This window comes from Streptomyces flavovariabilis (assembly GCF_000725785.1).
In the GTDB taxonomy this organism is placed as follows: Bacteria; Actinomycetota; Actinomycetes; order Streptomycetales; family Streptomycetaceae; genus Streptomyces; species Streptomyces hawaiiensis.
Genome location: NZ_JNXD01000037.1, coordinates 39,227 through 46,965 on the forward strand (window position 1 = coordinate 39,227; position 7,739 = coordinate 46,965).

Here is a 7,739-nt window from a genome sequence, read left to right on the forward strand (position 1 = left end):
GGATCGCTACTTCTTGTGCCCGATCACCAGGTGCTTCTCGCCGCTGCCCTTGCGCACCTCGCAGTCACCGAACCCGGCCCGCTCCAGCAGTGCGATGAACTCGGCGGCCGTGCGGTGCCGCCCGGCCATCTCGATGTGCATCACCAGGTTCATCGCGGCGGTGGCCAGCGGGCCGCTGCGGTCGTCGTCGAAGAGGCGGTCCATGACGAGGACCCGGCCGGGTGCCTGGCACGCGCGGTATGCCTTCTCCAGGAGCATGACGCAGGTGTCGTCGTCCCAGTCGGAGAGGATGTACCCGAAGGCGAGGCAGTCACCGTGGGGGAGTTCGCCCGCGAAGAAGTCGCCGCCGACGAAGTCGAGGCGGTCGGCGACCGGACGTGCCTCGGCGTCCTCGCCGACCAGGGGGCCGACCGCCGGCATGTCGAAGACGGTGGCGCGCAGCGCGGGTTCGGTGAGCAGCGCCGCCACCGCGAACGGCCCGGTGGCTCCGCCGACGTCGACCAGGTGCTTCGTCCCCGCCATCCCGGCGAGGGCGGCGAGTTCCTGCGACATGCCGAAGCTGAGGTCCCACATGGCGCGCATGAAGGCCCGCAGCGACTCGGCGTCGCGGTACACGTCGTCGAACGGGGACGCTTCCGTGGCCGGTTTGCCCCGGGTGAGGTAGGCGTCCAGGCGGCCCAGACGGCCCTGGGTCTCCAGCGTGAGGTGCTCGATGAAGCCACCCAGGTACCGGCTGCTGCGGCGGTCGAGGAACGGCGCGGCGTCGGAGGTCAGGGAGAACTCGCCGCCCGCCGCCCGTCGGACGATCCCCAGGGACGTCAGGACGAGCAGCATGCGCTCCAGGGTGTCCTGGTCTGTGCCGAGGCGCTCGGCGAGGCTTCCCACCGTGGCCGGACCGTCCTCGACGAGGGACGCGAACACCCCGTGCTTGAGGGCCGTGTGGAGTACCGGGGTGGAAATGAGTCCGTAGACGGTGTTCTCAAGTGCGCGGGGCATCATCGGGGTTGCTCCTCGGTCACGTCGATCTCCTGTACCAGTTGGGCCAGTTCCTGCGGATGGCTGACGTGGGAGGCGTGGCCGGCGCCGGGGATCTCGGCGAACCGGCCGTGCGGCAGCAGCTCGGCGAGCCGCCGCGCCACGTCCCGGTGGTGGGTGGCGGACCGCGATCCGGCCACCACCAGGGTGGGGGTGGGGAACGTCAGCGGGTCGAAGCGGGGCAGATCGACGGTGGGGTCCGTCATCTCGGAGAGGAGAGCCGCCCCGTCGGCGGCGAGGTCGGACGGCTGCGCACGCGCCAGGTGCAAGCGGCTCGCGGGGCCGAGGAGTTCGGCGAGCAGGGTTCGGGTGGCCTGCTCGGGGCCGCCCTCGGCGGCGGCGCTGCGCACGGTCCGCTCCCACGGGTCCTCGGCGGGCCACCAGGGCAGCCAGCGCACCGGGGGTTCGACGGCGGCGATCGCGGTGACCCGCGACGGGTCGGCGGCAGCGGCGGCCATGGCCACCAGAGCGCCGTAGCTGTGCCCGAGCACGATCGGCGCATCCAGCTCCGCCAGGACCGCACGCAGGTCGTCCACGTGCGCCTGGTGGTCGACGTCCGATCCGCCGAGCGAGCGGGACTCGCCCCAGCCGCGCCGGTCGTAGCCGAGGACCGTACGGTTCGCGAGGTGGTCGGTCACCCGGCGGAAGGCGGCGCTGCGGTCCAGGGAGCCGTGCACGATCACCACGGGCCGGGCTGTGCTGTCCGCTCCGCCCGCCAGGGTGCGGACGGCCGGCCGTGCCCGCTCCGGCCCGGCCTGTGTCGCTGTGTCGTTGACGTTCACGGTGCCTCTCGTCCCTCGCTCACGAGCCGCACGAGTCCGGCCAGGGTGGGCTCGTCGAGCAGTCGCTGTATGTCGATCAGCACGCCGAAACGATCCTCCGCGGCGGCCATGAACTCGGCCATGGCCAGCGAGTCGCCGCCGGCGGAGAAGAAGTCGGTGTCCAGCTTCACGTGGGCCTGCGGCACGCGCAGGCACGACGAGAACAGCCGGGCCAGCTCCCATGTCAGGCGGGTCGGTCCCCCGCCGGCGTCCGCCACGGGTGCGGGACGGGCCGCGGGCACCGGAGCGGGAGGCAGCGCGGGCACCGCCGAGGGGGCCGGGACCCCGGCCGAACCCGCGGCCCGGTCGGCGCCGGTCCCGGGCGCCGCCGTCTTGTGGCGCTGTCCCACCTTGCCGTTCGAGGTGAGCGGCAGCTGGTCCATGACGGTGAACACCGCCGGAATCATGCCGCCGTGCAGACGCTCGGCGAGATAGCGGCGTACCGCCGACTCGTCCCAGTCGTGAGGCTGCCGGGGTACGACGAGGGCGTGCAGCCGGTTGTCGCGCTCGACCGCGTGGCAGGACGCCACCCCGGGCGCCTTCTCCAGCACGCGCTCCACCTCGTCGAGTTCGACCCGCTGCCCCCGGATCTTGACCTGCCGGTCGCGGCGGCCGACGTACTCCAGGGAGCCGTCCTCCCGCCAGACGCACACGTCACCGGTCCGGTACATCAGCCGTCCCGGCCGCCCCGCGAAGGGATCGGGCACGAACGAGTGGGCCATGAGATCGGGGCGGCCCAGATAGCGGCCGACTCCGCGACCGGCGATGTACAGCTCGCCCGGGCTTCCGGCGGGCAGCAGCCGCTGTTCGTCGTCCAGGACGTAGACCCGCTTGCCCGCCACGGGGCGCCCGATCGGCGGGTCGTCCTCACCCCGGCACTCGTGCCAGGTGGACCAGACCGCCGCTTCGGCGGGCCCGTAGAGGTTGAGGAGCCTGCGGCCCCGCGCCGTCCAGCGGCGGACCAGGTCGCCGGGCAGCCGCTCGCCTGCGAAGGCGGCGATGCGCAGGTCGGGCAGTGGATCGGACGGGAGCACCGACCACACCGAAGGCGTCATGATGGCGGCGCTCACCCGTCTCTCGCGCATCAGCCGCAGCAGTGGCGGGCCGGGGGTCAGCTGTGCGGACCTCGCGACGACGAGGGTCGCCCCGCACAGCAGGGCGAGGACGACCTCGGAGACGCAGCCGTCGAAGTTCAGCGACAGGAACTGCAGCACCCGGTCCTGGGGCCGGATCCGGAACACCTGTCGCTGGGCGAGGTGCAGGTTCGTCAGCGCCTCGTGGCTGTTGGCGATGGCCTTCGGCCGGCCCGTGGTGCCGCTGGTGAACACGACATAGGCGGTGTTGCCCGGCACGACGCCGGTGATGGGCGGGGCGGAGGCGCGCACGGCCGGGTCGAGGAGGACGACCTCGGCCGGGACGTCCAGGGACGCGATCCGGGCGGCGGTGGCGTCGTCGGCGATGACCAGCCGGGCCGACGTCTGCGCCAGCATGGTCTTCAGGCGCTCGCCGGGGCAGTCGGCGGCGGCCAGCAGGAAGGCGCCTCCCGCCTTGGCCACGGCCAGGACGGCGACGACGAGCTGCACGGAGCGTTCCATGCTGATCGCGACGACCGTCTCGGGCTCCACCCCGAGTTCACGCAGGCGGAGCGCGGCCCCGTTGGCCCGCGCGTCGATGTCCGCGTACGAGTAGGTGACGCCCTCGTCCTCGACCGCCGTGCTGTCCGGCGCGAGCCGGGCCCGCTCCTCGAAGAGCAGTTGCCAGCAGATCTGGGCGGCGCCGTCGTCGGTGCCGGTGTCGTTCCACTCGGCGACGATCTGGTGCCGTTCGAGGTCGCTCACCGTCTTCGCTTCCGGTACTGCTTCGGCCTCTTCAGCCGATTCGGCCTGCCCGCGGGCGGCGTCCTCGGACGTGTCGGCCTTGCCGGCCGCTGGTGGGAGGCCGGCCGGCGGGCCGTCCTGCGCGGCGGGCTCGGGCGTACGGCCGACGAGCATCAGGGCGCGGTGCCGGGAGCGCGTGTTGCAGTGCGGCCCCCACTGCACCGGGTCCGGATCCACCGGGGTGAGCCCGAACTCCTCGTAGCGTTCGATGAAGCCGAGGATCGCCCAGCGCGCCAGACGTTCGGCGAAGGGCGCGCCCAGGCAGTAGTGCGGGCCGGAGCCGAACCCGAGGTGGCGGCCCTCGGTGCGCGCGATGTCGAAGGCGGTGGGGTCGGTGAACTTGCGGGGGTCGAGGTTCGCCGCGGCGAGCAGGACGAGGACTCCGTCCCCGTCCCTCACCCGCGCCCCGCCGATCTCGATGTCGGTGACGGCGTGCCGTCCCACGTACTGGCTCGACCCGTCGATGCGCATCGTCTCGGCCACGGCGGAGTCGGCCAGCGAGGGGTCCTGCCGCAGCCGCCGCAGCTGTTCCGGGTTCTCGGCGAGCAGCAGCAGTCCGGTGGAGACGAGGTGCGTCAGGGTCTGGTAACCGCCGGCGACCAGCACCATCGCGTTGGCGGCGACGAGGTGGAGGAGTTCGGCGGACGGTTCGCCCGAGGCGTCGGCGTCGAAGTCGTCCCGCAGGGCCGTCGCGAGTGTGGTGACGAGGTCGTCGCCGGGTACGGCGAGGCGTTCGGCGGCCAGTCGGCGCAGACCGGCGAGTGCCTTGTCGAAGAGCGGGATCGTCGCCAGATCGGCCCGGCTGGGGAACGTGGAGACGCTGCTGAGGAGGCGCTCGTAGCAGTCGGCCCACTCGGTGAGTTCCGCGCCGCGGCCCGCCATGCCGAGCAGGTGGGTCATCAGACGCTCGGGGAGCTGCTCCGCGAAGTCCCGTACCAGGTCGATGGTTCCGGCCTCGGGCAACGCGTCCAGGACCTCGTCGGCGATCTTCCGCAGGGCCGGGTCGTGCCGGCGCAGGCCGGCCGGTGAGAACTCGCCACGCAGGGCGTTCCTGATCCGGGTGTGCTCGGGCGGATCGTTGAAGAGGAACTGGGCGGACAGCGTCTCGGCGGTCGGCGCGATGCCGCTCATGCCGCGCGCCGCCAGGTCGCCGGCGGCATGGTGGCGGGCGGACGAGAACGCCCGGTGGTTGGCGAGGATCTCGACCGACTCGGCATACCCGGAGCAGACCCAGACGCCTCCCACCTCGTCGTAGAAGACGGGCGGAAGCTCGGAGATCGCCTCCCAGTAGAGCCGGGGGTCGGCTATGACCTCGGCGCGGCGCAGATTGTGGATGCCATGCCGCGCACGGTCGTAGCCGGCGGCGGCAGGGGCGGTCGGAGGCCCCACGCTCTTCCCCATCTCCCTTTCCTTGGTTGTCATCGTCTCCCGTTCCTCGGCGCGGGGTTGGTTCACACGGCCGGGGAATCGTTCAGTACGGCAGCGCGCGGGCGCGCACCGGTCGTCAGTTGCCGGCCATGCGCTGTGCGAGGCTGCGCGGGCGCATGTCGGTCCAGTTCTCCTCGATGTGGCGCAGGCACGCCTCGCGCGTGTCGCTCGGGTGCGCGACGGTCCAGCCCGCGGGCACGTCCACGGTGACCGGCCAGAGCGAGTGCTGGTTCTCGTCGTTGACGAGCACCATGTACGCGCCGTCCGGGTTCTCGAAGGGGTTCGTCATCCTTGGCTCCTTGATGGTGGGGCTTGCTCAGGGGTTCGGTTCTGACCTTGGTTCTGGCTGTGGTTCCGACTCCGGATCCGGCCGCAACGGGGCGTCGTTCAGGTGCGACGGCCCCTGCCGCAGGGCGCGGGAGAGGGTCTCTCCCACCGGCTCCAGGATGTGAGGCATCAGCATGTCGTCGTGGCGGCACGGGACGCGGTACTCGTCGATCCGGCCGGTGACGTGCGCTGTCCAGGCGTGGCGTCCCTTCCCGGGGGCGGTCTCCGCCCCGTCCCGGGCCAGTGCCGCCGTCAGCAGGAGCAGGTCGCCGCGGAACACACCCGGTGCGAACGCCGCGCCGATACCGGCGTTGTGCCGCAGCGTGTGCGCGAAGGTGTGGAGGTCGTCGGCCGTCAGGTTCGCCATCACCGCGCCGACCTGCTGGAAGAACTCGCTCAGCGCGGCCGGGGTCAGCGGATCGCCGGCACGGACGGTGGTGATGGCGTTCGGATCGTAGCCGGCGTTCGCGGCGATCATCCTGAGCATGCTGTCCTCGTCCGCGGGCACGGCCTCGTCGCCGTCCTCCACCGCGGCCGGGAAGGCGTCCAGGAGCGCGAGGAGCGCGATCTCCTCGCCCTGTTCCTGGAGTTGCGTGGCCATCTCGAAGGCGACGAGGCCACCGAACGACCACCCGAGGAGGTGGTAGGGACCACGGGGCTGCACCGAGCGCAGCTGTTGGACGTAGTCCGCCGCCATCGCCGCGAGCGTGGCCGGCGGCTCCGCACCCTGCAGCAGGGTGCGGGCCTGGAGGCCGTAGAGCGGGTGGCCCGGCGGCAGGTGGTCCTTGAGGCCGTAGTAGCCCCAGCTGTGTCCGCCCGCCGGGTGGACGCAGAAGATCGGTGCCCGCTCTCCGCCGGGGTGCAGCGGCAGCAGGACGTCGCCCCGGACCTTCGCCGCACCGCGCAGCCGCTCGGCGAGCCCGGCCACGGTGGGCGCCTCGAAGAGGTCCCTGGGCCCCAACTGGGCACCCAGCGCGGCACGGATCCGCCCGATCAGGCGCATGGCCAGCAGCGAGTGCCCGCCGAGGGCGAAGAAGCCGTCGTCGCTGCCGACCCGGGCGACGTCCAGGCCGAGGACTTCGGCGAAGAGGCCGGCGATGATCCGCTCGTGCGGGGTGCCCGGGGCCCGGGCCGGGGTGGCCCCGGCGGCGTAATCGGGGGCGGGCAGCGCCTTGCGGTCCAGCTTCCCGTTGGGCGTCAACGGCAGTTCGCCGAGCTCGACGACGGTCGTGGGCACCATGTACTCGGGCAGCAGCCGCCCCAATCGGGCGCGCACCTCGGGCTGGTCCAGGACCACGCCCTCCTCGACCACCGCATAGCCGACCAGGCGGTGGTCACCCGGCCGGTCCTCGCGGATCACGACGGCGGCGCTCACCACACCCGGGCACGCCGCCAACGCGGCCTCGACTTCTCCCAGTTCGATACGGAACCCCCGCAGCTTCACCTGGTCGTCGGCGCGGCCCAGGAAGCGCAGGGTGCCGTCGCTGTTCCAGCACGCCCGGTCACCGGTGCGGTACATGCGCGTACCCGGCACACCGTGGGGATCGGCGGTGAACCGTTCCGCGGTCAGCCCGGGACGGTTCAGGTAGCCCCGGGCCAGCCCCTCCCCCGCGATGTACAGCTCCCCGGGCACTCCGGGCGGCACCGGGCGCAGCCCCGCGTCCAGGACGTACACCCGCGTGTTGGCGATGGGCCGGCCGATCGGCGGAGCAGTTCCGTCGCCGGTGTGCTCCAGCTCGGCGGCCGTCGACCAGATGGTCGTCTCGGTGGGCCCGTACACATTGGTGACCGACCGTCCGAGGCCGCGCAGGGTCTCGGCCAGGGCGGCCGGGACCGCCTCGCCTCCCACCAGCACGCGGCGCAGCCCCAGCCCGGTAGCGCCGGATGCCGCCGCCAGCTCCCGCCACAGCGAAGGCGTCGCCTGGACGACGGTGACTCCGGCGTCGGCGATCAGTTCGACCATGGCATGCGGCTCATTGGCCACAGCGGCTCCGGGCAGGACCAATCCCGCGCCGCACAGGAGCGGCAGGTAGATCTCGAGCCCGGCGATGTCGAACGCGATCGTCGTCACCGACAGGAACCGGTCCCCCTCCCGGACGCCGACCCGGCTCTTCATGTCACACAGGAAGTTGGCCAGTCCCCGGTGCGGGACGGTGACGCCCTTGGGTACACCTGTCGATCCCGAGGTGTAGATGACGTATGCCGGGTGGGCGGGGTCGGGTGTGGTGGTGGGGTCGGTGGTGTCGTGTCC

General features: G+C 72.5%; 5 protein-coding genes. All 5 read right to left on the minus strand.

Features of this window, described 5'->3' with window-relative positions; genetic code table 11:
* Positions 1–6: 6 nt before the first annotated feature.
* Positions 7–999 (minus strand): methyltransferase, encoded by a 993-nt coding sequence (locus tag IO24_RS0138220; RefSeq protein WP_031144183.1) that lies wholly within the window; start codon positions 997–999, stop codon positions 7–9.
* Positions 996–1,817 carry an alpha/beta fold hydrolase gene (locus IO24_RS42320; protein WP_051906014.1) on the minus strand — a complete coding sequence of 274 codons (822 nt, stop codon included), beginning with the start codon at positions 1,815–1,817 and terminating at the stop codon, positions 996–998. Before IO24_RS42320 ends, IO24_RS0138220 begins: the two co-directional genes overlap by 4 nt.
* Positions 1,814–5,155 (minus strand): amino acid adenylation domain-containing protein, encoded by a 3,342-nt coding sequence (locus IO24_RS0138230; RefSeq protein WP_234335378.1) that lies wholly within the window; start codon positions 5,153–5,155, stop codon positions 1,814–1,816. The genes IO24_RS42320 and IO24_RS0138230 overlap by 4 nt, the downstream gene beginning before the upstream one ends.
* An 82-nt stretch (positions 5,156–5,237) precedes the next feature.
* On the minus strand, positions 5,238–5,450 hold the full coding sequence (locus IO24_RS0138235) for an MbtH family protein (RefSeq protein ID WP_031144189.1): 213 nt from the start codon (positions 5,448–5,450) through the stop codon (positions 5,238–5,240).
* 27 nt (positions 5,451–5,477) lie between these two features.
* Positions 5,478–7,739: amino acid adenylation domain-containing protein (locus IO24_RS47290; protein WP_157851336.1), on the minus strand; the 2,262-nt coding region annotated here is incomplete at its 5' end.

Excerpts from the sequence above, each read along its gene's own strand:
- IO24_RS0138220 (WP_031144183.1), bottom strand. The coding sequence starts at position 999 with ATGATGCCCCGCGCACTTGAGAACACCGTCTACGGACTCATTTCCACC.
- IO24_RS0138235 (WP_031144189.1), bottom strand. The coding sequence starts at position 5,450 with ATGACGAACCCCTTCGAGAACCCGGACGGCGCGTACATGGTGCTCGTC.
- IO24_RS0138230 (WP_234335378.1), bottom strand. The coding sequence starts at position 5,155 with ATGACAACCAAGGAAAGGGAGATGGGGAAGAGCGTGGGGCCTCCGACC.